This is a genomic window from Haloarchaeobius sp. HME9146, from assembly GCF_025399835.1.
Classification (GTDB): domain Archaea; phylum Halobacteriota; class Halobacteria; order Halobacteriales; family Natrialbaceae; genus Haloarchaeobius.
On record NZ_JAODVR010000001.1, the window covers coordinates 3,268,693 to 3,294,115 of the forward strand.

A 25,423-nucleotide genomic window follows, 5' to 3' on the forward strand; every position below is an offset into this window, starting at 1 on the left:
AACCGAATCCCAGAGGGACGAACGTGACAGTTGGCGGGAACCGCTCGAATGGTAATCCACTTTAACCCCCGTACCGAACCCTGCGCGTATGAGTGAGTCGTACGTCATCATCGGCGACGGAATCGCCGGTGGCTCCGCGGCCAAAACACTTCGGGAGGAGTCGCCCGACGCTGACATCGCCGTCCTGACGGACGAGGGCGAACCACTGTATAATCGTATTCTCATCAAAGAGTACGCGAAAGGCAAGATCCCGATGGAGGACCCCCTGTTCCTCCACGACGAAGAATGGTACGAGGAGCGTGACATCGACCTCGAACTGAACACGCACGTCACCCACATCGACACCGACGCGCACGTCGTCCGCACCCACGAGGGCGACGACTACGAGTACGACAAGCTGCTGGTCGCGACCGGTGGGACCCCGACCCAGCTGCCCGTCGACAACTCCGACGCCGAGGGCGTCCACCACTTCTGGACGTTCCAGGACGCACGCGGTATCGCGGACCACTCCTCCGAGTCCGCGACCGGTATCGTCGTCGGTGCGGGCCTGCTCGGCATCGACTTCGCCGCGGTGTGCGGTGCCCGCGGCATCGACGCCAAGTACCTCATGCGCGGTGACTGCTGGTGGCGCTACGCCCTCAGCGAGGACGGCGGGGAGATCATCCACGAGGCCCTGCGCGACATGGGCGTCGAGCCGGTGTTCCAGTCCGGTGTCGACCACTTCGTCACCGACGACGACGGCGTCGTCACGGGCGCGGTCGACCCCAACGGCGTCGAGTACGAGGGCGACTTCGTCGGCGTCGCCATCGGCCTGAACTTCAACACGGAGTTCCTCCGCGGCTCCGGCATCGAGACGGACAACGGCATCGTCGTCGACGAGTACATGGCGACCAACGTCGAGGACGTGTACGCGGCCGGTGACATCACCAAGTTCTACGACGTCATCCTCGAGGAGCACGCCCAGAACGGCTCCTGGGACTCCGCGAAGAAGCAGGGTGCCGTCGCCGCCAAGAACATGGCCAACGGCCACGAGGCAGAGGAGTTCCGTCACGTCTCCTCGTACTCCATCTCGCACTTCAAGGACCTCCCGTTCGTCTCCTTCGGCCACCCGACCCTGGGCGACGACGACGCCGAGCGCAAGTACTCCGACACCGAGTGGCGGCGTCTCACCTTCAAGAACGGCAAGCTCATCGGTGGCGTCCTCATCGGCGACCTCAAGCTCCAGTCGACGTTCAAGCGCATCATCCGCGAGGAGCGCGACCTGAGCGGCCAGGAGGAGGTCCTGCTCGAGGAGGACTTCGACCCCGAGATGCTCGACGCGCCGGCCCAGGAGCAGTAACCGCTCGACGGCGGAACGACCGATCGGTTCGATTTTCCGGAGATTCATGCCCGCCAGAGGAATCTTTAAGCCTATGTATGCCATACCATACCATGGCCCATGGCAGTCAGTGACATCGCGGAGGGCACCCTCCGCCTCACGGAAGTTGAATCGGTTCCCGCGGACGCCAGCGTCCGGCACGTCGACCAGCTCTCGGAGGACGCGTTCGACCAGGTGATACAGCTCGTCGACGACGACGGACCGAATACGTTCCAGGGGCTACCAGCGGCAGATCTCGCCGACGGCGAGATTATCGTGTTCACTGACTACCTGCGGGTCGAACTCCGGTAAGACCCCTACCCGAGAGGCCACCGGCTCTCGCCGGGACGTTTTCCGATACCGTTTTCCGCGCGCCGAGGTGAGCCTACTGCATGAACGGCGGCAACGATGGAACGATGACGTTGGCGTTCGAGCTGTCGGCGCTGCAGGCGCTGGCGGACCCCGAGCAGGTGTTCGACGACGCCCGACGCTGGAGCAAGTACGTCGGGGTCGTCTCGGACAAGCCGACGTACGTCGTGACCAACTTCACCCGGAAGAACCGCATCAGACAGGACTTCTTCTCCGGTCCACGTGGGAAAGAGGAGAGCCTGGAGAGCGTCGGCGAGCAGTTCGACACCGACCGCCACGTCTTCGTCAGCACGACCCAGGAGGACGCCGACCTGGCCGACCGCGCCGGCTGGGAGTACCTCGCCGTCGAGGACGCCGCGGAGGCGGCCGGCTGGGAACTCTCCGATGCGGAGGACGCCGAGGAAACCGAAGAACAGGTCCGGGACGACTGGCCCTGACGGATATCTATTTCTTCCCGGTCGCATAACTCCGTCCAGATGGGTATCGATTTCGAGGCCGCGGTCGTGGCCGCCATCGAGCGAACCGCAACCCGGGCGGGTGCCACGCTCGCGTGCTGTACCTTCCTCGTCCAGTTGGTCTCCGCGGTCGGGTTCGACACGGAGCAGGCGTATCTCCAGCGACAGCTCCTGACGCGGACCGCCGACGCGCTGGGCACGACGCCCGCGGCGCTACTCGACCAGGGGTCGGTCGCGGTCTCGCGTGGCGCACTCGGCCTGCCCGCAACGGTCCCGCACTGGTACGGGACCGTCCTCGCGGCCATGGCGGCGGCCCTCGGCGTCGCGGTCACGGTCGTCGGCCTGCGAACCTTCAGCGGCGCGTACTCCGAGGCCGTCCCACGGACGGCGGTCGCCGGGCTCCCGTCCCGGACCGCCCACGCCGTCCTCGCGTCGGTCCTGTTCACGTCGCTCGTCGTGGGCGGGCTGGTACTGTTCGTCGTCCCTGGCGTGTTCCTCGCGCTGACCCTCTACTTCGTCACGGCGGCCGTCGCCATCGAGGACGAGTCCGTGTTCGCGGGGCTGCGCCGGAGCTGGGAGCTGACGGCTGGCAACCGTCTCGATTCGTTCCTCTTCGTCTGCCTGCTCGCCGCGGTGACCCTCTCGGCGACTATCACCTCGACCGCGGTCGCCAGCGTCCTGGGCGGGGCGGTGGCCGACCAGGCCGCCCTCGCCAGCCAGCTCGCGACCGCCACCTCGCCGGTGGCCCGGCTGGCGTCCATCGCGATCACCAGTGTGGCGACGGTGTTCTCCGTCGCGCTGACCGCCGTCGTGTTCGACCAGTTGCGCGACGCGACGGGTGCCGGCGGTCGCGAGGACGACCTCGCGGACGTCGACCCGGCGTTGCTCCCCTGATGGGCGAACACTCGCCTTTCCGCAGGGCGTGGACTTTTATCGCGGTCCCGAGTGGGTCGAACCATGTCCGAGGACAACAACGTCACGGTGGACGTGGAGGTCGAGGTCGAGGTCGACTCCGACGAACTGGAGATCGAGGTCGGCGACGTGAAAGACGCCGAGGCGGAACTCTCCCTGGAGGGAGTCGACATCGAGGTCGAGGTGGCAGTCTCGGTGGACGACGCCGACGACGGCGAAGGGGCCGAAGACGAGGACGCCGACGGGGGCGATGAGGAGGAGGAGTACGACGACGGCCCGATTTACGAGTGAGGACCGCTGTCCCGAGAGCGCGGCACTTTTCACTGCCGGTCCCGGAGAGTGGAGCATGGCTGAACCACGCGTTCCGGGTGGGTCCGGGACCGAACTGTCGCTCCCCGACGGGCCGACCGTAGCCGTCAGCGACATCGACCTCGGGATGCGGGAGTACGTCGAGAACGGCGAGCGCTACGCCGTCGTGATGGACGTCCACCCGCCGTCGCGTTTCTTCCCGGAGTCGCTCGTCGCGGTCCTGCAGGAGACGGTCGAGACCGCCGACGACTTCGGCGAGTTCGGGACGCCCCACCTCATGGGCATCGTGATGGAAGAGTTCCCGGAGAAGGTCGCGAGCGCCGATGTCTCCGACGACGGCACCGTCGGCTGTTCGATGATCTGGCTCACCGAGTTCGACTCGCGCCGGCTCCACGAGATAATCGTCGAGCTCGTCGTCGAGATGATGGAACACGCCGTGAGTCACGCGGACGACGACAGTGCGGTCTCTGACTTCGAGCGCCAGATGCTGGAGTTCGACGTGAGCGAGTTCGTCGAACAGTACCGCCAGCAACGCGAGTTCACGAGCGAACACGACACCGCGCTGTAGGCGGCACTCGCCCCCGTCGGTGTGTGGCAAGCCAGCATACTACTGCCCTCGTTTTATGCTGGTGGACGTACTGTTCTCGCACATGCCATCCCGCCGGAGCGAGTTCGAACGGATCAAGGCCGTTCTCGCAGAGGCGGACCCGGACGAGCCGTTGTCGGCGCGCGATATCGTCGCCCTCCTCGACGAGCACGGCGAAGACATCGAGAGCGCTCACCGTGTCGCGACCATCCTCGGCCGACACGCCGAACGTGGCGCGGTCGAGGTCATCCGTGACCGGCCCTACCAGTACCGGATTCTCGAACAACCGGACGCTTCGAACTAGGTCTACGCCCGGTCCTCGCTGTCCCATCTCGTTGCGGTCGTTTCGTCAGTAGTGCCGGTACCGGTAGCGTCCTATCCGTCCGAACAGTCCATCCGATAGACTCGCGCACGCGACCGGCCGTGAACCCTGCGACAGCCATGCGACAGAGTCGCAAGTTCGAATTTCGAAAAGTCGTTACGTTTCTCGCAGTCTTTCGTGGGGCTTATTACGATGTACGAATTTGCAGTGAACAAGAGAACCATGACCGGCGGGACACCGGACGACGCAGACGGACGTACCATCCTTCTCATCGGGAGCGGCCCCATCCAGATCGGCCAGGCGGCAGAGTTCGACTACTCCGGCGCACAGGCCTGTCGCGCACTGCAGGAGGAGGGCGCACGAGTCGTCCTCGTCAACTCGAACCCCGCGACCATCATGACGGACCCGGACATGGCCGACCGGGTCTACATCGAGCCGATCACGACCGAGGCCATCGCAGAGATCATCGAGAAGGAACGCCCCGACGGCGTCATCGCCGGGCTCGGCGGTCAGACCGGCCTGAACGTCACGGCCGAACTCTCCGAGGAGGGCGTCCTCGAGGAGTACGACGTGGACGTCATGGGCACGCCCCTCGACACTATCTACGCGACGGAGGACCGCGACCTCTTCCGCCAGCGCATGGAGAAGATCGGCGAGCCCGTCCCGAAGTCGACGACCATCAGGCTCGACGAGGGCGAGAAAGTCGCCGAACTCTCGGAAGACGCCATCGCGGACCGCGTCGAGAAGGCGGTCGAGGAGGTCGGCGGCCTCCCCGTCATCTCGCGCACCACCTACACCCTCGGCGGGAGCGGCTCCGGCGTCGTCGAGGACATGGACGAGCTCAAGCGCCGCGTCCGCAAGGGCCTGCGCCTCTCGCGTAACAGCGAGGTGCTCATCACCGAGTCCATCTCGGGCTGGGTCGAACTCGAGTACGAGGTCATGCGCGACGCCGACGACTCCTGTATCATCATCTGCAACATGGAGAACATCGACCCGATGGGCATCCACACCGGGGAGTCCACGGTCGTCACGCCCAGCCAGGTCATCCCCGACGAGGGCCACCAGGCGATGCGCGACTCCGCGCTGAAGGTCATCCGCGAACTCGGTATCGAGGGTGGCTGTAACATCCAGCACGCCTGGCGCGACGACGGCACCCCCGGCGGCGAGTACCGTGTCGTCGAGGTGAACCCCCGCGTGTCCCGCTCCTCCGCACTCGCCTCGAAGGCGACCGGCTACCCCATCGCCCGCGTCACCGCCAAGGTCGCCCTCGGCAAGCGCCTCCACGAGATCACCAACGAGATCACCGGCCAGACCACGGCCGCCTTCGAGCCGGCCATCGACTACGTCGTCACGAAGGTCCCGCGCTGGCCCAAGGACAAGTTCCCCGAGACGGACTTCACGCTCGGGACTGCGATGAAGAGTACCGGCGAGGCGATGGCCATCGGGCGCACCTTCGAGGAGAGCCTGCTGAAGGCGCTTCGCTCCTCGGAGTACGACCCGGACATCGACTGGGCCGACGTCTCCGACGCGGAACTGGAGACCGAGTACCTCGAACGCCCCAGCCCGGACCGTCCCTACGCCATGTTCGAGGCGTTCCACCGCGGCTACACCGTCGAGACGGTCATCGAGCTGACCGACATCGAGGAGTGGTACGTCGAGCGCTTCAAGAAGGTGGCCGACTCCTACGACGCCGCCTCGGAGGGCGACTTCACGGCCGCCGCCATCACCGGCCACACCAACGCCGAGATCGCCGCGTCGACCGGCGAGAGCGTCGACACTATCGAGCAGAACGTCCCCGGCCGTACCTACAAGCAGGTCGACACCTGCGCCGGCGAGTTCGAAGCCCAGACGCCGTACTACTACTCCGCGCGCAAGCCCGAGTGGTACAGCGGCCCGTTCGAGGGTGAAGCGGCCGCGGGCGAGCTGAAGGTCGACCACGACGTCGAGAGCGTCGTGGTGGTCGGCGGCGGCCCCATCCGCATCGGGCAGGGGGTCGAGTTCGACTACTGTTCGGTCCACGCGGTTCGCGCCCTGCGCGAGATGGGTATCGACGCCCACGTCGTGAACAACAACCCCGAGACCGTCTCGACCGACTACGACACCTCCGACGGCCTGTTCTTCGAGCCCATCAACGCCGAGGAGGTCGCCGACGTCATCGAGGCCATCGGGGCCGACGGCGTGATGATCCAGTTCGGTGGGCAGACCTCCGTCGACATCGGTGAGCCGCTCCAGGCAGAGATCGACCGCCGCGGGCTCGACTGCGAGATCGTCGGGACCTCAGTCGAGGCGATGGACCTCGCCGAGGACCGCGACCGCTTCAACCGGCTCATGGACGACCTGGGCATCGCCCAGCCCGAGGGTGGCTCCGCGACGAGCGAGGAAGAGGCGCTCGACCTCGCCCACGACATCGGCTACCCCGTGCTGGTCCGCCCGAGCTACGTCCTCGGCGGCCGCGCGATGGACGTGGTGTACGACGACGACGAGCTGAAGACCTACATGGAGGAGGCGGTTCGCGTCTCCCCCGACAAGCCGATCCTCATCGACGACTTCCTCGAGGAGGCGGTCGAACTCGACGTCGACGCCGTCTCCGACGGCGAGGACGTCCTCATCGGCGGCATCATGGAACACGTCGAGACCGCCGGGGTCCACTCCGGTGACTCCGCGTGTATGATTCCGCCGCGCTCGCTCGACGAGGAGACACTCGGTCGCGTCCGCGAGGTCACCGAGGACCTCGCCCGCGCGCTCGACACGGTCGGCCTGATGAACGTCCAGCTCGCCGTGAAAGACGGCGAGGTGTACGTACTGGAGGCGAACCCGCGCTCCTCGCGCACCGTCCCGTACGTCTCGAAGGCGACCGGCGTCCCCATCGCCAAGCTCGCCGCGAAGGTCATGGCCGGGAAGTCCATCGAGGACCTCGAAACCCAGGAGCAGATTCCCGAGCACACCAGCATCAAGGAGGTCGTCCTGCCGTTCGACCGCCTGCCGAACTCGGACCCGCGTCTGGGCCCCGAGATGAAATCCACGGGTGAGGTCATGGGCACCGCCAGTTCGTTCGGCATGGCCTACTGGAAGTCCCAGCAGGCCGCCTACAACGACGTCGACTCGGGCACCGCCGTGGTACACCTCGACGTGGATGGCTTCGAGGAGTTCTACGACGTCGCCGAGTTCGACGACCTCGAACAGGCGCTCATGGAGGGCAAGGTGAACCTCCTCGTCAGCGACGACCCCGACTCCCTGAAGACCGCGGTCGACGAGGACGTCGCCTACATCTCGACCGAGGCGAGCGCGAAGGCCTACCTCGACGGTCTCGCCGCCAAGGAGGGCGACCTCGAAGTGATGGCGGTCTCGGACCGCCCGCGCACGGTCGCGAAGTGGGGCAACCCCGAGCAGAACTGACCTGACCGCGAACGCCGTCTCCTCCTCTCTCGCCGGGTCGATAGACAGTTTGGCCCGCTACCTACCCGTCTGGCTTCGAAACGACGACATAGCGATGACGGGGAGCGACAGACCGCGCGACCCGGTCGAATCGAACGGTCGAACCAACCGCTACGAGGTGACCGACTGGGAGTCACGGACCCGACTGGACGCCGTCGCCGAGACGGTCCACGGGGGCCTCACTCGCTCCGCACGGTGGGGTGTCATCCTGCTCGCCCTGCTGACGTTCGTCGCCCAGCTCGGGCTGGTCACCTCGGCGCTGTGGTACCGGCCCACGCTCGGCATCCTGACCGTGGCGTCCGTGGTGCCGGCCTTCCTGCTCGCGGGCGCCATCTGGTACGGCAACCCGACGATGCGTGAACCGGTGTGGCCGCTGTCGGTGACGTTCCTGCTGTCGGTGCTGTTCGCGAGTTTCGCGGCCACCCTCAACAGCGCGCTGCAGCCCCTGGTGACGGCCCTGCCGTTCGTCGGCATGGTCGTGTTCTTCTTCCTCGTGGTCGGTCCCATCGAGGAGACGGTGAAGTGGCTCGCGGTGCGCCTGCACGCCTACCGCGGTGACGACTTCGACGCGGTCATCGACGGCGCGGTGTACGGCGCGGTCGCCGGCCTTGGCTTCGCGACCATCGAGAACGCCCTCTACATCTCGAAGGTCCTCTTCGACTCCGGGACTATCGCGCTGAGTGGCGGCTTCGGGCAGATGCTCTCGGTCGCGACCCAGCGCGCCTTCGTCGGCCCGGGTCACGTGCTGTACTCGGCCATCGCGGGCTACTACCTCGGGCTGGCGAAGTTCAACCCGGACGACCGGGGGCCCATCGTGGTCAAGGGGCTGCTCATCGCGGCGGGTATCCACGCGACGTACAACTCGCTGGCGTCGAACCTGCCCTACGACGTCTTCGGGGGCGGCATCGCGTTCGTCGCGTTCGTGCTGCTGTTCGACGGCCTCGTCGGGTACTTCCTCTACCGGAAGCTCTCGCGCTACCGCGCGGCGTACGATGAGGCGGCATCCACAAACGAGAGCGACGCAGTTAGCGCCGACTAACGCGCAATCGAAGCGCGCTTAGACCCTCAAATTTTTTGAGGGTCCCCTTCGTACGACTCCCTGGTGAAAGGATGCAGCGCGCAGAAACCGAGTACAGGCATGAACGTGCATCGCTGTCGACCATCCGAACGCTCGTCGCGGCCGTCTCCCGGTACGACCTGGTGCTCGCGATGATTCCACTCTCGTTCGTCGCCGCGGCCCTCTGGTCCGCCCTCGCTGACGCGTCCTCGACGACCGCCATCGGTATCGCCGGCGTGTGTTGCCTGCTCGCCCTCGTCGACGCGCTGTTCGTGAATCCGCCGGGCCGGGGACGCCGCGGAACCGGCCGATGAGCCGACCGGCAACCGGCGCTGACTTCGCCGCGCAGTCGGGCGGTTCTCCGGGGTGTACTGTCGTGCGCGGAACGGTTAACACACCCCAGTCCGTATCATGGTACAGTGACCCACGATAGCTACCGGCTCCTCGTCGCAGGAGCGAGTGGGGAGACCGGCACCGCCATCCTGGAGTATCTCGCTGACACCGAGTACACGGCCCGCGCGCTGACACGGCACGGTGAGAACGAGTCCATGCTCCGCCGGCACGGCGCCGACGAGGTTGTCGTCGGCAATCTGTTCGACCGAGACGATGCGATGCGTGCCATCGCCGACGTCGACGGCGTCCTCTGTGCGGTCGGCTCGCCCCGAAAACGACTGCTGTTCGGTCGGCCCGTCGACGGCGACGGTGTCCAGAACCTCGTCGACGCGGCCCTGCATGCGGGCGTCTCGTACTTCGTCCTCGAATCCGCCCTCGGTGTCGGCGATTCGAAAGACTGTCTCTCCTGGCCACAGCGCCTGCTTCGCCATCGACTCCTGCGAGCGAAGGGCAAGACCGAGGCGCACCTCCGCGACTCGAACCTCCCCTACACCATCGTTCGGCCCGGCCGCCTGCGCGACGGCGAGATGACACAGCAACTCGTCGTGGCGGAGGGCGGTGCCACGGTCTCGGGGAGCGTCCGGCGGGCGGACGTGGCGTGGCTGATGGTCGCCGCCCTCACCACGCCCGAGGCCAGGAACCGCACCTTCGAGGTCGTCGGCCCGGAGAGCGTCCCGGGTGGCGTCGACGACGCGGTCGACTTCGACTGGCGCGGGCCCGAATCGGGGCTCGTCGCCACCCGCTCGGATTACTCGATTCCCTCCTGATCGATTCCCTCCTGAACCGGTCGTGCCAGCCCGGCTGTACCGAAATCATCCTGTCGTGACGTTCCGCGACATCACTCCTGCTGGGGACTGCTCTCCCCGGGCTGGAACTCTTCGGTGTGGCGCTCGGGGGGGTCCGCGGCCGACTCGGCGGCCTCACCCGCCACCTGCGACTCGGGCACGTCGACCGACTCGGCCGCTTCGAGTTCGACCACGACGACGGTCCCGCGCGGCTCCCGGTGCTCGAACGAGACCTGCCCGCCCGACTTGCGGACGGTCCAGACGACGATCCAGAGGCCGATACCGCTCCCGTGCCGGAGCGGTTGCTCCCGTCCCTCCAGCACCGGCTCGATCTCGGCCTGTGGGATTCCCGGCCCGTCGTCGGCGACGCGCATCGTGACCATCCCGTCGCTCCCGTTCGCCGGTTCGACCGACACCTCGACGCTCGGTTCGTCCCTGTCGTTGTGACGGACCGCGTTGTCGACGAGATACTCGACGACCGACTGGATGGAGAGGAGCGACTGGACCGGGGCCGTCTCGGGCAGGTCGGTCGTGATGGTCGCCTCGGGGTGTGCCTCCCGCATCGCGTCGACCGCGTGTTCGACCGCGGCCACGAGGTCGACCTGATGGACGTCGCCGCCGTCGCGCTCGGCGATGGCCTCTATCTGCTGGGCCTTCCGGGTGTTCTCCTCTAGGCGTTCGGCCGTCTGGATGAGCGCTGTCAGCGCCTGTCGCTCCTCGGGTTCCAGGTCCGCCCGTTCGAGAACCTGCGCGTTCCAGGTGATGGCGCTCAGGTCGTTCCGGAGGTTGTGGCGCAACAGCCGGTGTAACACCAGTATCATCTCGCGCTGTTCGGCGAGCATCTGGTTCGATTCGGCCAGGTCGCTGGCCGCCGCCATCGCATCGGCACTGGCCTGCTCCGCGGCCTCTATCTGGCGTCGAAGCGACCGCTGCATGCTGTCGAACGCGGCGGCGAGTTCGCCGAACTCGTCGGTCCGGTCGGTCGACAGGTCGACCGCCAGGTCACCCGCCTCGAGTCGCTCGGCCTTCTCGGCCAGCTCCCGGAGCGACCGGGCCGTGTTCCGCCCGATGGTGGCCGCGATGGCCAACAGGCCGACCAGCGAGACGATGGTGACGCTCAACACGAGCGTCGTGATCTGCCGGTCGACCCGGTACGCTTCCGACGTCGGCGTGTAGACCAGCACCACCCAGTCGCTGTCCCGAACCGGCGCGTACCCGACCACGTGGCCCGAGGGCAACGCCGGCCCGACCTCGTCCCGGCCGAGGAAGCCGGCGTCGTCTATCGCTCTGTCACGGAGGGGCGCCGGAAGGTCACCGGAGTCGTCCGTCACGAGCGGGTGGGGGACGGCATCGCCGAACCCGTCGTAGAACACCGTCCCGTCGGCGTCGACAAGCTGGACGATCCGCGGCCCGACCTCCTTCTCCGGGCTGGAGGCGAACGACGGGGCGGTCGCCACGAGGACCAGCCACTGGTTCGGCCGCCGCGGCACCGGCGTGATGTAGGCCACGACCGGCTCACCGAGCGACGTGTACACCGACGAGACGTGGACCTGCATGCTGTCCTCGAACGTGAGGTCGGCCTTCGCCCAGGGTGCGCCCTCGTCGGCGAACACCGTGTTCTCGTGAGAGCGCCACGAGTCCGTACTCGCGAGCACCGCCGAGGAGTCCGCCTCGACGACGTGGACCGCCCTGACGGTGTCCGGCAGGAACCACGCCTCGCGCTGCAAGAACAGTTCGACCGCGCGGGGCTCGTCGTGCTGGAGGTCCTGGTACTTCGAGAGCATGCGGACGATGCGGACGTTCCGGTCCTTCCAGTCGCCGACCCGGTCGGCTTCGAGTCGTGCGACCGTCAGCGAGTCGGCCTCGACGGACGCATCCAGCTCCGCGTCCGTCTGGACGTAGGCGTTGACGCCGACGCCAGCGACCACGACGACGACGAGCAACAGCGCGAGCGTGAGCTTTGCGAGGTAGCTCCCCCGAATCGCACCCGGGAGCAGTTGCCCGAGCGAATCTCGCATCGTCACCGCCGGGCCTCCAGGTGTGACACGGCCGGAGATCGGGCGTACTCGGTGGCGCGTGGCGCCGCGGTGTCCGGTCTGGGTGGGGTCACCGGCATCGGCCACAGGTCCCGTGCCGAGGACGCCCGGATCCGGTCACTGGCGGACAGGCCGGTCGCGTCCTCCCACACCTCGTCGTAGGTCTGGATGGCCGGACCCACGTCGCGGACGAACTCCAGTTTCTCCAGGCGGTCGGGTGGCGGGTAGATGTCCGGGTTCTCCAGGATCCAGTCGTCGACGTACGGCCAGGCCGCCTCGTTCGGCGTCGCGTAGAACACGTAGTTCGAGATGCTCGCGTTCACTCGCGGGTCCAGCAGGTAGTCCACGAAGGCGTGGGCCGCGCCCGGGTGCCTGGCGTCGACCGGCATCGCGACCGTGTCGACCCACATGACGCCACCTTCCTCGGGGATGCGGTACTCGATGGGGGAACCCCCGTCGGCGAACAGGTGCCAGTACGCGACGAAGGCGTGGCCCGACCAGGTGTGGATGGGGGACGCCCGCCGGTCGACCAGGTTCGACACCATGTTCGTCGAGTTGTACTCCCGGAGCAGGGGTCGCTGCTCGCGCAGGAGCTCACCGGCCTCGCGTATCTCGCTCTCGCTGGTGGTGTTCAGCGAGTAGCCCAGGCGCTTGAGCGCGACGCCGAGCGTCTGGCGCACGTCGTTCAGCATGGTGATTCGCCCTGCATAGTCCGGGTCCCACAGGACCGCCCAGGAGACCGGGTCGGCGAACGAGGCCAGCTCCCGGTTCCAGCCGACACCCACGGTCCCCCACTGGTACGGGACCGAGTGGCGGCCGGGGCCCGGGTCGTACGGCGGATTGACCTGCCAGCGCGTCTCCAGGTTCGACCAGTTCGGCAGCTTCGCGAGGTCGAAGCTGGCGACCTCACCCCGCTCGGCGAGGCCGGTGACGAAGTAGCCACTCGGGAAGATGAGGTCGTACGGCGCGGTCCCTCGGTCCCGGAGGCCCCGGTACATCTCCTCGTTCGACCCGTAGTAGTCGACCGTGACGTCGACGCCGAACGCCGACTCGAAGGTTCGGACGGTCTCGCGCGGCCAGTAGTTCTTCCACTGGAACACCCGGAGCTCTCCTTCGATGTCGTACGCTGGCGTCGAGAGTCCGAGCTGCGAGCGCAGGACACTGTTCCCGCGGCCGGTCGAGGACTGGAGTGGTCTGGTGCGCCGAACCGGTCGTCCGCCGATGCAGCCCGCGACGAAGCCGCCGCTCGTGGCTGCAAGCCGACGCAGGACTGACCGACGGCTCCTTGGCACCTCCATACTCCTTGCTGTGTGCTAGTAGGGGGGTATACGAGATAAAGAAGCGGCTACAGTGGGCCGAAACGGGTGTATCCAGCAGCCTCGGTCGCTACGATGGCCGTTTTCGCTGCAGCGTGGCCAGTGCCGCCGCCGGGGGACCGCCGTGACTCGGCCAGAATGTCGGCCGGCCGTCGGCAACGCGACGCGCCACACCGGCCTTGTGTACCTCTCGTGTCGGCAGCGTCTCGGCCGGGTTATCTATCGACGTGCCGGTCAGCTCCTCCCAGACGTCCTGATAGGTCTCGATTGTCGGGCCGACGTCCCGGACGAACTCCAGTTTCTCCAGGCAGTCCGCCGACGGGTAGATGTCCGGGTTCTCCAGGATCCAGTCGTCGACGTACGGCCAGGCCGCCTCGTTCGGCGTCGCGTAGAACACGTAGTTCGAGATGGACGCGTTCACCTTCGGGTTCAACAGGTAATCCACGAACGCGTGGGCCGCGTTCGGATGTGCGGCGTCCGACGGTATCGCGGCCGAATCGACCCACATGACCCCACCGTCGTCGGGGATGCGGTACTCGATGGGCGACATCCCGTTCTGGAACAGGTGCCAGTAGGCGATGAACGCCTCACCGGACCAGGTGTGGATGGGGGACGCCCGCCGGTCGACCAGGTTCGACACCATGTTCGTGGAGTCGTAGCCCCGGACCAGCGGCCGCTGCTCGCGCAGGAGCTCACCGGCCTCACGTATCTCGCTCTCGCTGGTGGTGTTCAGCGAGTAGCCCAGGCGCTTGAGCGCGACGCCGATGGTCTCTCGCACGTCGTTCAACATGGTGATACGACCGGCGTGGTCCTGGTCCCAGAGCACCTCCCAGGACACCGGACTGGGGAGGGTCGCCAGCTCCCGGTTCCAGCCGATTCCCGTCGTCCCCCACTGGAACGGAACCGAGTGACGGCCGGGACCGGGGTCGTACGGCTGGTCGAGCTGCCAGCGTCTCTCCAGGTTCGACCAGTTCGAGAGCTTCTCGAGGTCGAACGGGACGATACGACCCGCTCCCACGAGGACGGTGACGAAGTAGCCACTCGGGAACACGAGGTCGTACGCCGGTGTCGACGGGTCGTGCAGGCCCCGGTACATCTCCTCGTTCGAATCGTAGTAGTCGACCGTGACGTCGACACCGAACGCCTGCTCGAAGTGGCGAATCGTCTCGCGGGGCCAGTAGTCACGCCACTGGAACACCCGGAGGTGGTCCTCGATTTCGTAGGGAGGCAACGAGAGCCCGAGCTCCGCGCGCAACACGCTGTTCCCGCGTCTCACGGGTGGCGTCGTCGTCGGTTGGCGCTGGGTGGTCTCGCCGAAGCAGCCGGCGGCGACGGCGCTGCTCGCGGCAGCGAGTCCGCACAGGACAGACCGGCGGCTTCTGGACTCCTTCATAACCCCCCTGTACTGGCTAGTACGCGGGTTCGAGAGATAAAGAGACGGCCGGCGTGGCAGTCGTCGGGCGGACGCTCAGTCGTCGGCGACGACCATTCGACGGTCGCCTGATGTGTCGACCATGCCGAGCACGTCGTCGAAGAAGTCGAGGGAGTCGTTCGGGCCGGGGTTGGCCTCGGGGTGGTACTGGCGCGTGATGATGTTCAGCTCCTCGCTGTCGAGGCCCTCGGGCGTGTCGTCGTTGACGTTGCGCTGGGTGACGGTGAGCTTCTCGCCGGGGTCGGCGACGGTGTAGCCGTGGTTCTGGGTGGTCATGACGACGCGACCGGATTCCTCGTCGATGACGGGCTGGTTGACGCCGCGGTGGCCGAAGTCCATCTTCTCGGTGGTGCCACCGAGCGCGCGAGCGACGATCTGCTGACCGAGGCAGATGCCGGCGATGGGGAGTTCGCCGGTGAACTCCTCGACGAGCGAGACGGCGGCTTCGAAATTCGCAGGGTCGCCGGGACCGTTCGAGATGAACAGGATGTCCGGGTCGAGCGCGGTGACCTCCTCGGCCGTCGTGTCGTAGGGCAGGACGTGGACGGTCGCGCCGCGCTCCGTGAGCGAGTCGATGATGGACTTCTTGGCACCGCAGTCGACGAGTGCGACGGTCGCGCCGTCGCCGGTCTGGTTGTAGACCTCGGGTTCCGAGACCGAGACCTGCGCGCCGATGTCGGTGTGCTCGCTCATCGTCTTGCACTGTTCGAGCTCGGCGAGCGCGTCCTCGGGGGTCACGTCGTCGCCCACCGCGATACCGCACTTCATCGCGCCGCTCTCGCGGATGTCGGTGACGAGGTCGCGGGTGTCGAGGTGGTCGACGGCCGGCACGCCCTCGGCGGTCAGCCAGTCGGCCACGTCGTCGGTGAGTTCACGAGCGACGACCGCGCGCGGGTGGACGCGGTCGGACTCGAAGCGTTCGGGTCGGACGCCGTAGTTTCCAATCAGGGGATACGCGAAGGTGAGGATCTGCTCCTCGTAGGATGGGTCGGTGAGACTCTCTTCGTATCCTGTGTATGCTGTTGTGAAAACCAGTTCGCCACGGGCTGTCCCCGGAGCACGACCACGCGCCTCGACGACGTGGCCACCCTCCAGCGCTACGTAGGCGTCCGTCATTACGAGATACGTATTGTCCAACCCAAATAAGTCTTGCTTTCGAAATCTCGTTACGAATTTCGTAACAGCCAAGTCTCGCGGTCCAGTACTATTCGACCTCCATGGACGAACTCGACCGCCAGATACTGAACATCCTCCGACGGGACGCCCGGACACCCTACACGGAAATCGCCGACCGCGTCGGGACGAGCGAGGGCACCGTCCGCAACCGCGTCGAACGGATGACCGAACAGAACGTCATCGAGCGCTTCACCGTCGCGACGCGCACCGGGAACGTCAAGGCGATGATTGAGGTAGGTGTTGCGGTGGACGTCGACACGACCGACATCTCCGACCGGATGGCCGAGTGGGAGGAGGTCGACTTCGTCTGGCAGGTCTCCGGCGAGGAGGACGTGGTCCTGGTCGTGGACTGCGCCGACACCCAGGGCGTGAACAAACTCATCACGCAGGCGCGCGAGCTGGAGGAGGTCGTCTCCACGAAGACCCGGCTCATCCTCGATGAGCGTCTGGGTTGAGCCCGAAACGACAGTGTTAGTGCGAGACTACTCTCCGGTAATGGGCGATTAGAACCCGGTGCAGTCGTGCGGTTTCGTCTGCATACCAGGGCCACAAAAGCTTTGTACCACTGCCGAACTGGTTAGAAACCAATAAATAACTATATCTGATAACCAAAAGAAGCATCAGTCGGTTCACATGGCCACCCCGAGCAAGCGATTCGGCGACGACGAAGTCACGCTAGAGGCCAGCGTCGATACCGGCGCGGCCTTCGTGATGCTGATGCTGGCGCAGATGGTGCTGTTGTTCACGTTCTGGATCACGCTCTGGCCCGCAGCCTTCGGGATTCCACAGGACGTACGGCTGATGTCCGCCATCGGTGGGTTCTTCACCGGTGCCGCGGTGCTCGGCCTCTACGGGGGCATCAAGACCCTCATGCGGCAGACCGTCGAAACCGGCGCGTAAGCGAGCAGTACTGGCACACGAACGAAACGGGGTTGGGTGGCCACACAGGGGAAGAGACGCGTTCGCAGTTGGATTGACGGCACACGCCGTCGACGGGGCGGACTGAACCCGCCGACCGGCCTGTCCGGGACGACACACACGACTGGCAATCGACTGGCAGCCGACCAGACTACGACTGGCAACTCGACTGGTACACGGCACATCGCGTCGTCCCCCGGTCGGCGTCTCTCATAGATTCGCGAGTGACGACGCCGTCACGCCTGCTCGTTCTTCGGCGGTTCGAGGTGGCCTTTTCGTCGGTGAACCGTCGTGTAGAGTCGGTTCAGCACGCGGTCGACCGGTCCCGTACTGGTTCGGACCTCGACCCGTCCCTCGCGAATCGCCGAGACGACCGCCTCCGCCGTCGGCTCCGGGGCGTCGACGACCGTGTACGCCCGCCCGACCTCGATCGGAAAGTGGGCGTCGCTTCCCCCGACGACGGGCAGGTCGCGCTCGGCGGCGAGTCGTTCCGCCCGCCGCCGGTTCTCCGGGTGTTTTCCGTTCACCTCGACGGCGTCGAACTCCGCCGTGGAATGGCGGATGTCCCCGTTCCGGAACGGGTGCGCCATGATGGCCACGCAGTCGTGGTCGTGGGCGAGGTCGACCGCTTCGGTGGGCCGGAGTTCGCCCTTCGTCGTCTCCCTGGGCGGGTCCGGGCCGACGACGAGGACGTGGCCTCGCGTCGTCGATATCTCGATGCCGGGCAGCAACACCGGGTCCTCCGCACGGAACGGCGTGTAGTAGTCGTGGTTCGTGAGTGCGAGGGCGTCGAGGCCGCGGTACCGGGCGACCGCGGCGAGGAGGCGGACCCCGTACGGGTCGAATCGGTCGCCGAGTGCCCGACGCCCGTGGAAGAACCGCGTGTGCGTGTGGAGGTCGATGGTGAACACGTCTCGGATAGACTGTGGCCAAGGTCTTTGTCGTTCCCCCGCGCAGTCTGCCTATGTCCGATTGCATCCTCGTCCTGAATCCCAAGAGCGGCGGCGGGAAACGGGCCGACCAGACACGACGGCTCGCCGACGAACACGGCTACCGAGTCTGGGAGTCCACGGGGCGCGGGGAGACGTACGAACTCGCCCGGGATGCGGTGTCGGAAGACGCCTCGCTGGTGGTCGCAGCCGGTGGCGACGGGACCCTCAACGAGGTCGTCCGGGGCGTCGACGACGCGGGCGGCCTCGACAGCACCACCCTCGGGGTCGTCCCGGCCGGGACGGGGAACAACTTCGCCGACCGACTCGGCATCCAAGGCATCGAGCACTCCTTCCAGCTCCTGGAGTCCGGTCGTCGCCGTCGAATCGACCTCGGGGTGGCGAACGGTCGCCTGTTCGTCAACTCCTGCGTCGGCGGCCTGACCGCGGATTCGAGCGTCGCCACGACGCCCGAGTTCAAGAAGCGCTGGGGGGTGCTGGCCTACGTCATCAACACGATGCGGGAGTACCGGGACTTCGAAGGGCTGGACATCGACGTGCACGACGAGAACGGCGCGGAGCTGTACGCCGGGGAAGCCATCGGCGTCCTCGTGGGCAACGGCCGGCGGTTCGTCGGCGAACCCGGCGTGCAAGCCAACATGGAGGACGGGATGCTGAACATCGTCGTCATCGAGGACCGCCCCGCACGGTCGCTCGCCAGTGACGAGGCTATCCGCCGGTTCCTCCGGCGCGACCGGGACCACCTGACCCGCCTGCTCGCCCCGGAGATGCACCTCACCGTCCACGGCGACGAGCCTCGGCACTTCAGCCTCGACGGCGAGGGGCTGTCGACGACCGAGTTGAAGGCGCGGTCGCGGCCGCAGTGTCTGCGGTTCTGCGTGAGCAAGACGTACCAGCCACGCCCCTGACGAAAGCGAAGTTCCTTTTTACGGGGTCGTCGATTGTTGATGCATGAGTACCCCAAACGAAGCAGACGAGGTGGCCGAGGAACTCCCGCACAAGAACGCGGGACAGGAGGTCATCGCCGTCGACGCCGACGACAACGAACAGGGCCTCGTCAACCGCCTCGACGCCCACACCGGTGAGGGTATCCGCCACCGCGCGTTCACCTCGCTCGTGTTCGACGGGGACGGGAACATCCTGCTCGCCCAGCGCGCCGCCGACAAGCGCCTGTGGGGCACCTGGTGGGACGGCACCGTCGCCTCGCACCCGGTCGAGGGACAGTCCCAGGAGGCCGCCACCCGCGAGCGCCTCGAAGAGGAACTCGGTATCACGCCCGACCAGTACGAGAACCTCCAGCTCACCGACCGCTTCGAGTACAAGCGCTACTTCGAGAACGCGGGCGTCGAGCACGAGGTCTGTGCCGTCCTCAAGCTCACCCTCACCGACACCAGCCTCGACCCCGACCCGGAGGAGGTCGAGGGCCTGATGTGGGTCCCCTACGAGCGACTCCACGACAATCCCGAGTTCTACCGGCAGCTCCGCCTGTGCCCCTGGTTCGAGATCGCGATGCGCCGCGACTTCGACTGAACCGGAGAAGAAAAAGGCGTGTGCTAACACGCCACAAAGTACTATATCGTCTACCCACGTAGTCAGCGGCGGGAACGGCTCCCGTGACGAGACAATGGTAGCAACGCACCACCCGGAACCCGAAGTCGCATTCGGCCTCGGCAGAGCAGAAGCGTGGGTCGTCCATCACGTGATGGTCGAACAGTTGACGCGCGAGGACCACGAGGGCCCCGAGCCGTGGTGGGCGCTCGATATCGCGCGAAAACTCGAAGACGGCTCGACCACACTTACACCGTTCGAGGCGTGGCGGCTCCGGGAAGACCTGCTGACCTACGCGGAGCGCGAGGATACCCCGGAGAGTGACGTCGCACTGGCGATGGCTATCGTCTCACGTATCGAGGCGACGTTCGGAGAGCCACCACTCGCACAGTAATCGATTTTTCCGGTTCAGGGGCGGGTCGTCGCCCAGACCGCCATCACACCAAGGAAGAGCGCCGGCAGCATCGGGAACGCGAGCAGCGCGACCCAGTACGGGAGTGCGGGCGGACGGAGGTAGACGACGATGGGCGCGACGAGGAACGCGAACACGATGACGCCGACGAGCGTCCAGCCCCGGTAGTCGAACTCGCGCTCGACCGAGTCCGGGTGGACGACGCCGTCACTGGTCTCTCCATCCGACCCGACAGCGCCGGGGCGGTGCACGTACCCACCGTCGTCGTCGTCCTCAGAGCTCACTATCTGGGATTACGACCACCTTGCCAAAGCCCTCACGGTTTTCCAGCATCTCGTGTGCTCGCTTGGTCTCGCTCATCGGCAGGGTGTCGCGAATCTTCGGCTCGAACGTCCCGTCCCAGACCAGCGAGAGCGCCTTCTCGGCCTCGCCGTGGGTCGCCATCGTCGACCCGATGACCTTCAGCTGGTTCCAGAAGATGCGGTTGATGTTGGTCTTCGGCCGCGGACCCGTCGTCGCCCCGCAGGTGACGATTCGGCCGTTCTTCGCGAGGGACTTCAACGACTTGTCCCACGTGGCCTCGCCGACGTGGTCGACGACCATGTCGACCCCGCGCTTGCCCGTCATCTCGCGGATCTCGGCCGCGAAGTCCTCGGCCTCGTAGTCGATGACGTGGTCGGCACCGCACTCTTTCGCGTGTTGGAGTTTCTCCTCGCTGGAGGCAGTGGCGTACACCTCGGCTCCGGCGTGGGCGGCTATCTGGACCGCCGCGTGGCCGACGCCACCGGAGGCACCCAGCACGAGGACGGATTCTCCCTGTGTCAGGTCGCCGCGCTCGATCATCATGCGCCAGGCGGTCTGGAACACGAGCGGGGCGGCCGCGGCCGTCTCCCAGTCGACGTGGTCGGGCACCGGCGTCAGGTTCTCCGCGGGGATGGCCGCGTACTCGGCGTGCACACCGCGGACGTGCTCGCCGATGACGTGGTAGTTCACACACAGCGCCGTGTCACCGGTTCGGCAGAACTCACACTTCCCGCAGTGGACGCCCGCGAGGAGCGCGACCCGGTCGCCCGGCTCGAAGCGCGTGACCGCCTCGCCAACCTCCTCGACGACGCCCGCTCCGTCGCTCCCGGGGATGTGTGGCATCTCCAGGTCGACGCCGGGGAGGCCCCGGCGGGTCCAGACGTCGAGGTGGTTGAGTGCGCCGGCCTTGATGTCGACCAGCACCTCGTCTCGGCCCGGCTCCGGGTCCGGGAAGTCGCCGTACTCGATGACGTCCGCGTCGCCGTGCTCGCTGAACTGAACGGCTTGCATGGTTCGAGGGTCCAGTGGCTGGGTAAAAGCACTGTGCGTTCGTCCATTGTCTACCGGTTCTTCGACTATCGTCGAACACCGGCCGGTTTTGTGCCCCCCAGCCCAAGCGGGGGGCATGAGCGAACACGACGGCGACGACCACGGGCACGAGCACGACCACGGCGACGACCAGGCGAGCGAAGACGAGGACCACGACCACCACGAACACGCAGACGAACAGGACCACCACGGTCACGAGGACCACGACCACCACCATCACCACGACATCACCTCGCTCGGGGTCGGCGTCGTCACCGTCTCCTCGTCCCGGTCACTGGACGACGACCCGGCCGGCGACACCATCGAGGCCACATTCGAGGACGAAGGGCACGAGGTCGTCGTCCGCGAGCTGGTGCCTGACGAGTTCGACAGCGTCCAAGGGACCGTCTCCCGGCTGACGGAGCGGCGCGACGTGGATGCGGTCGTCACGACCGGTGGGACCGGCGTGACACCCGACGACGTGACGGTCGAAGCCGCCCGCCAGCTCTTCGAGAAGGAACTCCCCGGTTTCGGCGAACTGTTCCGCCGATTCTCCTACGACGACATCGGGACGACCGTCATCGCGACGCGGGCCACCGCGGGCATCTCCAACGGCTGTCCGGTGTTCTGTCTGCCGGGGAGTCGCCCGGCGGTCGAACTCGGCGTCGAGGACATCATCCTCCCGGAGGTTCCCCACCTCGCCGGGCTGGCCCAGCGCGAGGAGCCCGAGGAGGACGACGAAGAGTAACGAACCCGAACAGAACGACCGATTAGCCGGGGAACGGTGCGAGCGTCGCGGTCAGAACCGCGGGTTCGTCCCCGTCGTTTCGCGCGCCGTGGGCGACCCCGCGGTCGTGGAACACCACACCGGGTGCGGTGACGGTCTCCTCGGTCTCGTCCTGTATCACCGTCACAGTCCCCTCGACGACGTGGAACACGTTCGCCGACGTGGGATGGTCGTGCGGGTCGAGCGTCGCCCCTGGCCCGAGTGCGAAGGCTTTCACGAGCACGTCGTCCGCGACGACGACCTCGGCGTCGAGCACCTCGCCAGCGTCGGGGTCGAGGTCGGGATACCGGTCGAGTGTCATACCCGACCTTGCGGGTGGACGGTCCTTATCGATGGTGGTCCCAGCACTGGACGGCTGGAACGGGAACACGCGGCAAAAACGGGCGAGAACGTCGCAAAACGCGCGACGGGATAATGAGCAACGGACGACGGCGGGGGTCGTCCGAGAGTGAAGTGGTTCAGCTACTCAGTAGTAGCGGCGGCGACCGATTCCCCAGGTGGGCCGAAGGGTGTACGGGCGACGGCGCATCCGGAACGGCTGGCGCGTCCGGATGACGCCGCGGGCCCGCGGCGTGAAGCAGCTGGTACACTGGTCGTACTCACCCTCGGTCTTGAGCCAGTTGACCTGGATGGGCGGCGACGGTTCGTCGGTCGGGCAGAGGATCTCCTCCTCCTCCTCGACCGGGAACTCTTCCTCCTCCTCGACCGGGAACTCTTCCTCCTCCTCGACCGGGTACTCTTCTTCCTCTTCGCCGATGGGCAGGTCCTCTTCCTCCTCGTCGATGGGCAGGTCTTCGTCGAGCATCGTGTCGATGGCGACCTTGAGTTCGAGGGCGGGCTTGTCCTCCTCGGCGTCGAGATAGCCGAGCGCGATGCCACTGTACGCGTGGCCGCCCTGCAGGTCGACCTCCATGGTGGCGACGGGGTCCGGAAGGTCCTCCGGTGGGTTCTCGGGGTCGATGGCCGGGAACACCTCGACGATGTGTGGCCCGGCGTCCGTGGTGAGGTACTCACTGGCCGACCCGAACGAGAGCTTCTCGACGACCTGGACGTCCTCTTCGGTTATCTCCTCCTTCAGCGAGACGAGTACCACGTCGACCTCCGGCGCGTCGGGCGAGGCGTGGATGAACCGGATGGCGGACTCCTCCTCCATCGGCGGCGTCGTCATGTCCTCGAACGCCTGCGGCTCGAACGTCGCGGCGGTGATCTCACCGAGAGCCATGATGGTGAACTTGCCCTCGTCGAGTTCGGTAGTCTGCGAGAAGACCACGTCGTCCGGGCTGCCGGCCTTCGTGATGGTGATGTCGTGCTCACCGGAGTCGAGCACGAGATACTCGCTTACGGTCCCGAATGGCACGTTCGACAGGACGACCTCGTCGTCGACGACGACGTCGACGTTCGGGGCGTCCGGCGACGCGTGGATGACCCGGAGCTCGGTGAGCCCTTCGGCCGCCTCGTCGTCAGCCGACTCGTGATAGTCCGCACGGACCGCGACGGCACCGAACCCCCCGAGTGCCGCTGTCCCCCCGACGATACCGATTGACTGTAGAACAGTGCGTCTGGTTGCTACCATAGCACCCGTACTGAGGTGTGGGACCCGGTTAGGTAAGCGCCCGTTCGCTCACGAGCGAGAACAACTCAGAACCAGACATATTGTTCCGCAGCGAGTAATCGAGATACAGGAACCCATTTCACAGATGCTTCTCTCACGAACAAACTGAATTCTGATACATCTGAAAATCGGGGTCAGGTCCGGGTCTCGGCCCCGTCGAACCCGCCCCCGTCGTAGCCCGGAATCGCCGTCGCCGGCAGCACGTACGTCTCGTCCGGAAGCCCAGCCGGGTCGACGCCGACACGGGCGAGCGCCTCGGTGTCTCGTCCCTCGCGGGCCGTCCGGATTCGCTCGTCCAGCATCGCGGCGAGCCGGTCGGCGTCACGGACGAACCACAGCCGCAGGTCGCCCTCGGCCGGCCGGAAACAGACCAGCGTCGCGGTACCGAACCGGTCGCCAGCCCGGGAGCGCTCGACCGCGACCAGCTCGATGGAGTCGTACGGCACGACGTCGCTGGCACCGTCGACGCCGCCACGGTCGCGCTCCAGCCGGTCGGCGTACAGCCGAATCTCGGTCGAGCGCGCCTCCTGCACCCCCGGCAACACGAAGTATCCCCAGACGACCGCGAACACGGTCACCCCGATGACGACCGGCGCGGCCGCACCGAGGACCGGGGTGAGGTAATCGTCGCCGACGACGGCGAACGCGACGGCCAGGAAGCCGCCGAGCAGGTACACGCCCGGGGTCACGAGCAGTGGGCGGGCGTCCGCCTCGAACGTCTCGATGGGACCACTAGTCACCACGCTCCAGTGATGGACTGGGCGTGCGAAAGGCGTTGTGGGCGGGCGACCATCGGACCGGGACGTGGTCGGCAGGGACGTGGTCGGCACTCACGGGGACGGTGTACTCACTCGTCGTCGGTCTGGAACGGCGAGTCGAACTCGATGCGTCCGTCGTCGAACCGGCCGCCGAACCCGCCACGACCGGGACCGGGCCCGTCACCCTGCGGGCTGTGGACGCCACGCCGCCAGCGGCGACGCCAGCCGCCCCGACCGCGACCCCAGCCACCGCGGCCCCAGTCGTCGCGGTCCCAGCCGCCTCTACCCCAGCCGCCACGTCCCCAGCCACCGCGGCCCCAGCCGCCACGACCGCGCCCGCGCCCGCCCCGTCCCCGGAGCGGCGGGATACTGCTCAGCGAGAGCCGGGGGCTGGCCGAGAGGTTGTCTACGACCGGGAGGAGCGTGAAGCCGCGCTCGCCGCCGATGGAGAGCGCGCCCGAGTCGTCGTACAGGAACCCGTGGGCGAAGACAGTGTAGGTCGCCCCGCCCGCCAGCGCGAGCAACACGTCGAGGCTTCGCTGCCGGCCGGGCTTGCGGAGGGTAAGTTCGAGCGTCCCCGCGGGGACCGTCTCGTAGTCGGTCGCTTCACCGAACTCCAGGCGGCGGGCCAGCCGGCCGACGCCCTTCGCCCGCACGTTCACCTCGCCCGCATCGGGCGAGACGTGGATGAATCGCACCTTCGCCTCGGTCCGTGAGACCGGCGTGTTGTCGTCCTCGAAGACGAGCAGTTCGGAGTCACTGCTCGGGAGACTCGGTCCGGCGACGACGATGGTGTGGTCGCCCTCGCGGAGCTCCACCAGCTTGTCCGGCCCGTCGCGCCCCCCCGGAGCGAACGTCTGGATGTCTAGGATGGTTCGAAAGTCGAAGAGGCCGCGTCGCATCTCCGCGTACGGCGTTATCTGCCCGTACTCGAACTGCTCGAGCACCTCGAAGTCGTTGACGAGCAGGTCCAGCGCCGGGCCGTCCGGCACCGCGTGGAGTACACGGATCGCCGCCGGGTCGGCCTCCCGGTATCCGAGTTCGTCGTCCTCGAACGGGAACTGGTCGTCGTCGGCCTGCGCCGCGACGTTCCACCCCCCGAGCGCCGCTGTCCCCCCAACGATACCGAGCGTCTTGACGACGGTTCGCCGTGTAGTCATTGCGAG

At 66.8% G+C, this 25,423-nt stretch carries 28 protein-coding genes; 17 read left to right on the forward strand and 11 right to left on the reverse strand.

Annotated elements, in window-relative coordinates; genetic code table 11:
* Positions 1-88 precede the first annotated feature (88 nt).
* The 11 genes from N6C22_RS16810 (at position 89) to N6C22_RS16860 (ending at position 9,962) form a co-directional block, all read left to right on the forward strand.
* Positions 89-1,339, forward strand: a complete 1,251-nt coding sequence (locus N6C22_RS16810) for an NAD(P)/FAD-dependent oxidoreductase (RefSeq protein WP_261652283.1) — start codon at positions 89-91, stop codon at positions 1,337-1,339.
* Positions 1,340-1,438: 99 nt separating this feature from the next.
* Positions 1,439-1,669: a hypothetical protein gene (locus N6C22_RS16815; RefSeq protein ID WP_261652284.1), complete on the forward strand. Its 231-nt coding sequence runs from the start codon at positions 1,439-1,441 to the stop codon at positions 1,667-1,669.
* Positions 1,670-1,749: 80 nt separating this feature from the next.
* Entirely contained in the window at positions 1,750-2,163 is a 414-nt protein-coding gene (locus tag N6C22_RS16820) for a hypothetical protein (protein ID WP_261652285.1), read from the forward strand.
* Positions 2,164-2,202: 39 nt separating this feature from the next.
* Positions 2,203-3,075 (forward strand): hypothetical protein, encoded by an 873-nt coding sequence (locus N6C22_RS16825; protein WP_261652286.1) that lies wholly within the window; start codon positions 2,203-2,205, stop codon positions 3,073-3,075.
* Positions 3,076-3,138: 63 nt separating this feature from the next.
* Positions 3,139-3,384, forward strand: coding sequence for a hypothetical protein (locus N6C22_RS16830; protein ID WP_261652287.1), 246 nt, complete (start codon positions 3,139-3,141; stop codon positions 3,382-3,384).
* A 55-nt stretch (positions 3,385-3,439) separates the two neighbouring features.
* Positions 3,440-3,970 carry a DUF5815 family protein gene (locus N6C22_RS16835; RefSeq protein WP_261652288.1) on the forward strand — a complete coding sequence of 177 codons (531 nt, stop codon included), beginning with the start codon at positions 3,440-3,442 and terminating at the stop codon, positions 3,968-3,970.
* An 82-nt stretch (positions 3,971-4,052) separates the two neighbouring features.
* Complete coding sequence (locus N6C22_RS16840) at positions 4,053-4,292, forward strand: hypothetical protein (RefSeq protein ID WP_261652289.1); 240 nt, start codon at positions 4,053-4,055, stop codon at positions 4,290-4,292.
* 210 nt (positions 4,293-4,502) lie between these two features.
* On the forward strand, positions 4,503-7,706 hold the full coding sequence (gene carB, locus N6C22_RS16845; protein ID WP_369684422.1) for a carbamoyl-phosphate synthase large subunit: 3,204 nt from the start codon (positions 4,503-4,505) through the stop codon (positions 7,704-7,706).
* 94 nt (positions 7,707-7,800) lie between these two features.
* A complete protein-coding gene (locus N6C22_RS16850) occupies positions 7,801-8,784 on the forward strand; it encodes a PrsW family intramembrane metalloprotease (protein ID WP_261652290.1) in 984 nt (327 codons plus the stop codon).
* A 71-nt stretch (positions 8,785-8,855) separates the two neighbouring features.
* Positions 8,856-9,116, forward strand: coding sequence for a hypothetical protein (locus tag N6C22_RS16855; RefSeq protein ID WP_261652291.1), 261 nt, complete (start codon positions 8,856-8,858; stop codon positions 9,114-9,116).
* A gap of 105 nt (positions 9,117-9,221) precedes the next feature.
* Positions 9,222-9,962, forward strand: a complete 741-nt coding sequence (locus N6C22_RS16860) for an SDR family oxidoreductase (RefSeq protein ID WP_261652292.1) — start codon at positions 9,222-9,224, stop codon at positions 9,960-9,962.
* Between the two features lie 71 nt (positions 9,963-10,033).
* On the opposite strand, the gene N6C22_RS16865 is transcribed toward N6C22_RS16860, so the two are convergent.
* The 4 genes from N6C22_RS16865 to carA all read right to left on the reverse strand — a co-directional run bounded on the left by N6C22_RS16865 (position 10,034) and on the right by carA (position 15,880).
* On the reverse strand, positions 10,034-11,998 hold the full coding sequence (locus N6C22_RS16865; RefSeq protein ID WP_261652293.1) for a sensor histidine kinase: 1,965 nt from the start codon (positions 11,996-11,998) through the stop codon (positions 10,034-10,036).
* A 2-nt stretch (positions 11,999-12,000) separates the two neighbouring features.
* Positions 12,001-13,314, reverse strand: coding sequence for a spermidine/putrescine ABC transporter substrate-binding protein (locus tag N6C22_RS16870; protein WP_261652294.1), 1,314 nt, complete (start codon positions 13,312-13,314; stop codon positions 12,001-12,003).
* Between the two features lie 88 nt (positions 13,315-13,402).
* The gene (locus N6C22_RS16875; protein ID WP_261652295.1) at positions 13,403-14,725 is read right to left on the reverse strand and encodes a spermidine/putrescine ABC transporter substrate-binding protein; all 1,323 of its coding nucleotides are present in this window, start codon (positions 14,723-14,725) and stop codon (positions 13,403-13,405) included.
* 75 nt (positions 14,726-14,800) lie between these two features.
* Positions 14,801-15,880, reverse strand: coding sequence for a glutamine-hydrolyzing carbamoyl-phosphate synthase small subunit (gene carA / locus N6C22_RS16880; RefSeq protein WP_261652296.1), 1,080 nt, complete (start codon positions 15,878-15,880; stop codon positions 14,801-14,803).
* A 101-nt stretch (positions 15,881-15,981) separates the two neighbouring features.
* Here carA and N6C22_RS16885 point away from each other — a divergent pair, with 101 nt between their 5' ends.
* Both N6C22_RS16885 and N6C22_RS16890 read left to right on the forward strand, forming a co-directional pair.
* The gene (locus N6C22_RS16885; protein WP_261652297.1) at positions 15,982-16,395 is read left to right on the forward strand and encodes an Lrp/AsnC family transcriptional regulator; all 414 of its coding nucleotides are present in this window, start codon (positions 15,982-15,984) and stop codon (positions 16,393-16,395) included.
* A gap of 178 nt (positions 16,396-16,573) precedes the next feature.
* Entirely contained in the window at positions 16,574-16,840 is a 267-nt protein-coding gene (locus N6C22_RS16890; RefSeq protein ID WP_261652298.1) for a hypothetical protein, read from the forward strand.
* A 254-nt stretch (positions 16,841-17,094) separates the two neighbouring features.
* On the opposite strand, the gene N6C22_RS16895 is transcribed toward N6C22_RS16890, so the two are convergent.
* On the reverse strand, positions 17,095-17,769 hold the full coding sequence (locus tag N6C22_RS16895; RefSeq protein ID WP_261652299.1) for a CehA/McbA family metallohydrolase: 675 nt from the start codon (positions 17,767-17,769) through the stop codon (positions 17,095-17,097).
* Positions 17,770-17,822: 53 nt separating this feature from the next.
* Here N6C22_RS16895 and N6C22_RS16900 point away from each other — a divergent pair, with 53 nt between their 5' ends.
* The 3 genes from N6C22_RS16900 to N6C22_RS16910 all read left to right on the forward strand — a co-directional run bounded on the left by N6C22_RS16900 (position 17,823) and on the right by N6C22_RS16910 (position 19,750).
* Positions 17,823-18,716 carry a diacylglycerol kinase family protein gene (locus tag N6C22_RS16900; RefSeq protein WP_261652300.1) on the forward strand — a complete coding sequence of 298 codons (894 nt, stop codon included), beginning with the start codon at positions 17,823-17,825 and terminating at the stop codon, positions 18,714-18,716.
* A 43-nt stretch (positions 18,717-18,759) separates the two neighbouring features.
* Positions 18,760-19,338: an NUDIX domain-containing protein gene (locus tag N6C22_RS16905; RefSeq protein WP_261652301.1), complete on the forward strand. Its 579-nt coding sequence runs from the start codon at positions 18,760-18,762 to the stop codon at positions 19,336-19,338.
* A 94-nt stretch (positions 19,339-19,432) separates the two neighbouring features.
* Complete coding sequence (locus tag N6C22_RS16910) at positions 19,433-19,750, forward strand: hypothetical protein (protein ID WP_261652302.1); 318 nt, start codon at positions 19,433-19,435, stop codon at positions 19,748-19,750.
* Positions 19,751-19,764: 14 nt separating this feature from the next.
* Here N6C22_RS16910 and N6C22_RS16915 read toward each other — a convergent pair whose 3' ends face one another.
* Both N6C22_RS16915 and N6C22_RS16920 read right to left on the reverse strand, forming a co-directional pair.
* Positions 19,765-20,052 (reverse strand): hypothetical protein, encoded by a 288-nt coding sequence (locus N6C22_RS16915; RefSeq protein ID WP_261652303.1) that lies wholly within the window; start codon positions 20,050-20,052, stop codon positions 19,765-19,767.
* The gene (locus tag N6C22_RS16920; RefSeq protein WP_261652304.1) at positions 20,042-21,082 is read right to left on the reverse strand and encodes a zinc-binding dehydrogenase; all 1,041 of its coding nucleotides are present in this window, start codon (positions 21,080-21,082) and stop codon (positions 20,042-20,044) included. Before N6C22_RS16920 ends, N6C22_RS16915 begins: the two co-directional genes overlap by 11 nt.
* Positions 21,083-21,197: 115 nt before the next feature.
* On the opposite strand from N6C22_RS16920, the gene N6C22_RS16925 reads away from it, so the two are divergent.
* Complete coding sequence (locus tag N6C22_RS16925) at positions 21,198-21,848, forward strand: molybdenum cofactor biosynthesis protein B (protein WP_261652305.1); 651 nt, start codon at positions 21,198-21,200, stop codon at positions 21,846-21,848.
* A gap of 22 nt (positions 21,849-21,870) precedes the next feature.
* On the opposite strand, the gene N6C22_RS16930 is transcribed toward N6C22_RS16925, so the two are convergent.
* From N6C22_RS16930 to N6C22_RS16945, 4 genes are all read right to left on the reverse strand, one after another.
* The gene (locus tag N6C22_RS16930; protein WP_261652306.1) at positions 21,871-22,188 is read right to left on the reverse strand and encodes a cupin domain-containing protein; all 318 of its coding nucleotides are present in this window, start codon (positions 22,186-22,188) and stop codon (positions 21,871-21,873) included.
* A gap of 165 nt (positions 22,189-22,353) precedes the next feature.
* Entirely contained in the window at positions 22,354-23,460 is a 1,107-nt protein-coding gene (locus N6C22_RS16935; protein ID WP_261652307.1) for a DUF4397 domain-containing protein, read from the reverse strand.
* A gap of 173 nt (positions 23,461-23,633) precedes the next feature.
* Positions 23,634-24,242 carry a hypothetical protein gene (locus N6C22_RS16940; protein WP_261652308.1) on the reverse strand — a complete coding sequence of 203 codons (609 nt, stop codon included), beginning with the start codon at positions 24,240-24,242 and terminating at the stop codon, positions 23,634-23,636.
* Between the two features lie 104 nt (positions 24,243-24,346).
* Complete coding sequence (locus tag N6C22_RS16945; RefSeq protein WP_261652309.1) at positions 24,347-25,417, reverse strand: DUF4397 domain-containing protein; 1,071 nt, start codon at positions 25,415-25,417, stop codon at positions 24,347-24,349.
* Positions 25,418-25,423: the final 6 nt, after the last annotated feature.

Excerpts from the sequence above, each read along its gene's own strand:
- N6C22_RS16905 (WP_261652301.1), top strand. The coding sequence starts at position 18,760 with ATGAGTACCCCAAACGAAGCAGACGAGGTGGCCGAGGAACTCCCGCAC.
- carA (WP_261652296.1), bottom strand. The coding sequence starts at position 15,880 with ATGACGGACGCCTACGTAGCGCTGGAGGGTGGCCACGTCGTCGAGGCG.
- N6C22_RS16910 (WP_261652302.1), top strand. The coding sequence starts at position 19,433 with ATGGTAGCAACGCACCACCCGGAACCCGAAGTCGCATTCGGCCTCGGC.
- N6C22_RS16935 (WP_261652307.1), bottom strand. The coding sequence starts at position 23,460 with ATGGTAGCAACCAGACGCACTGTTCTACAGTCAATCGGTATCGTCGGG.
- N6C22_RS16840 (WP_261652289.1), top strand. The coding sequence starts at position 4,053 with ATGCCATCCCGCCGGAGCGAGTTCGAACGGATCAAGGCCGTTCTCGCA.
- N6C22_RS16925 (WP_261652305.1), top strand. The coding sequence starts at position 21,198 with ATGAGCGAACACGACGGCGACGACCACGGGCACGAGCACGACCACGGC.
- N6C22_RS16835 (WP_261652288.1), top strand. The coding sequence starts at position 3,440 with ATGGCTGAACCACGCGTTCCGGGTGGGTCCGGGACCGAACTGTCGCTC.
- N6C22_RS16875 (WP_261652295.1), bottom strand. The coding sequence starts at position 14,725 with ATGAAGGAGTCCAGAAGCCGCCGGTCTGTCCTGTGCGGACTCGCTGCC.
- N6C22_RS16820 (WP_261652285.1), top strand. The coding sequence starts at position 1,750 with ATGAACGGCGGCAACGATGGAACGATGACGTTGGCGTTCGAGCTGTCG.
- N6C22_RS16870 (WP_261652294.1), bottom strand. The coding sequence starts at position 13,314 with ATGGAGGTGCCAAGGAGCCGTCGGTCAGTCCTGCGTCGGCTTGCAGCC.
- N6C22_RS16890 (WP_261652298.1), top strand. The coding sequence starts at position 16,574 with ATGGCCACCCCGAGCAAGCGATTCGGCGACGACGAAGTCACGCTAGAG.
- N6C22_RS16865 (WP_261652293.1), bottom strand. The coding sequence starts at position 11,998 with ATGCGAGATTCGCTCGGGCAACTGCTCCCGGGTGCGATTCGGGGGAGC.
- N6C22_RS16930 (WP_261652306.1), bottom strand. The coding sequence starts at position 22,188 with ATGACACTCGACCGGTATCCCGACCTCGACCCCGACGCTGGCGAGGTG.
- N6C22_RS16825 (WP_261652286.1), top strand. The coding sequence starts at position 2,203 with ATGGGTATCGATTTCGAGGCCGCGGTCGTGGCCGCCATCGAGCGAACC.
- N6C22_RS16830 (WP_261652287.1), top strand. The coding sequence starts at position 3,139 with ATGTCCGAGGACAACAACGTCACGGTGGACGTGGAGGTCGAGGTCGAG.
- N6C22_RS16920 (WP_261652304.1), bottom strand. The coding sequence starts at position 21,082 with ATGCAAGCCGTTCAGTTCAGCGAGCACGGCGACGCGGACGTCATCGAG.
- N6C22_RS16810 (WP_261652283.1), top strand. The coding sequence starts at position 89 with ATGAGTGAGTCGTACGTCATCATCGGCGACGGAATCGCCGGTGGCTCC.
- N6C22_RS16855 (WP_261652291.1), top strand. The coding sequence starts at position 8,856 with ATGCAGCGCGCAGAAACCGAGTACAGGCATGAACGTGCATCGCTGTCG.
- N6C22_RS16815 (WP_261652284.1), top strand. The coding sequence starts at position 1,439 with ATGGCAGTCAGTGACATCGCGGAGGGCACCCTCCGCCTCACGGAAGTT.
- N6C22_RS16900 (WP_261652300.1), top strand. The coding sequence starts at position 17,823 with ATGTCCGATTGCATCCTCGTCCTGAATCCCAAGAGCGGCGGCGGGAAA.
- carB (WP_369684422.1), top strand. The coding sequence starts at position 4,503 with ATGTACGAATTTGCAGTGAACAAGAGAACCATGACCGGCGGGACACCG.
- N6C22_RS16945 (WP_261652309.1), bottom strand. The coding sequence starts at position 25,417 with ATGACTACACGGCGAACCGTCGTCAAGACGCTCGGTATCGTTGGGGGG.
- N6C22_RS16885 (WP_261652297.1), top strand. The coding sequence starts at position 15,982 with ATGGACGAACTCGACCGCCAGATACTGAACATCCTCCGACGGGACGCC.
- N6C22_RS16850 (WP_261652290.1), top strand. The coding sequence starts at position 7,801 with ATGACGGGGAGCGACAGACCGCGCGACCCGGTCGAATCGAACGGTCGA.